The following is a 1,050-nucleotide window of genomic DNA, read 5'->3' on the forward strand; positions in this document are numbered from 1 at the left end:
GTGGGTCCTCTGCGGGGTCGCGGTCGGCGTCTCGCTCGACCGCCTCGCAGCGGGCGGCGGATCGCTCGTCGATCCGACCGCGATCCTCGGCATGGCCGCGGTCGGGGCGCTGGTGCTCGCCGGACCGCTCTACCGGACTTTCGTCGCACCCGACGCGGCGGCCTCGGCCTGACCAGCTTCGACGAGCGGTTCGATGGGTAGACGACGAGCGGCCGCGACGAGAAGCCACGACGAGAAACGAATCGGGAGAAAACGTATCGACACAGGCCGGAAGAACGGAGACCGCCCGTGCGCGTCGTCGCGCGGGCGATCGTGCGGGTCGTGTGCCTCTGACCCTCGACGCGGGGACCAACCGTGACGCAACGCACATTCCCCCGGTCCCCGAACCCCGGGAACCGAAACCCAGCCTAACCCCGGAGCCGCGATCGCACCGCGGCTCCAACGGGGGACCGGGGGAACGCGCGGCCGTCAGGCGTCGGAGGTGTTGCCGCCGCTCGATTCGGCGTCGTCCGAGCTGTCGGAGCCGTCAGATTCGTCGGCGTCCTCGGCGTCGCCGTACGCGACTTCGATCCCGCTCGGCACCGGGCGGAGGAGGTATCGACCGTTCCCCCGCTCCACCGGCGCGAAGTCCGCGGTGAACGTCGTCTGCGTGTTCTCGCGGATCTCGAACGGCTCGTTGAACTTCAGCGGCGCGTTACCCGGGAGGTCGACGGTGGCCTCGCTCCCGTCGGTGAGCGTCCCGTCGGCCGCGGACACGTCGAGTTGGAGGTACGGGTACTCGCCGGTCTCCAGATCGCGCTCGTCGATCAGCCGGGTCTCCCCGTTCTGGAGTTCGACGAGGTCGGCCTCCTGTGGCTCGTCGAACTCGAAGTACTCGCGGCCGGGGACGTCCTCCTCGTCGGTGTCGCCGTCATCGGTCTCGTTGCCGCCGTCAGTCTCGTTACCGTCGGCGTCGTCACTTCCGTCGTCCGTCTCGTTGCCGTCGTCGTCCGATTCCGGCTGAGCACCCTCCGGTCCGAGCCAGAACCCCTCGACGGTGACGACGAGTCG

The 1,050-nt window shown here is 69.6% G+C and carries 1 protein-coding gene and 1 pseudogene; one reads left to right on the forward strand and one right to left on the reverse strand.

Going from position 1 to position 1,050, the window contains the following annotated elements:
- Positions 1-172: pseudogene (locus BN903_RS18410) on the forward strand (TVP38/TMEM64 family protein); the annotation flags it as partial.
- Between the two features lie 296 nt (positions 173-468).
- Here the strand turns inward: BN903_RS18410 and BN903_RS02405 are convergent.
- Positions 469-1,050 (reverse strand): DUF4382 domain-containing protein (locus BN903_RS02405; protein ID WP_048076450.1); only part of this gene is annotated, 582 nt, incomplete at its 5' end.

The organism is Halorubrum sp. AJ67, from assembly GCF_000513435.1.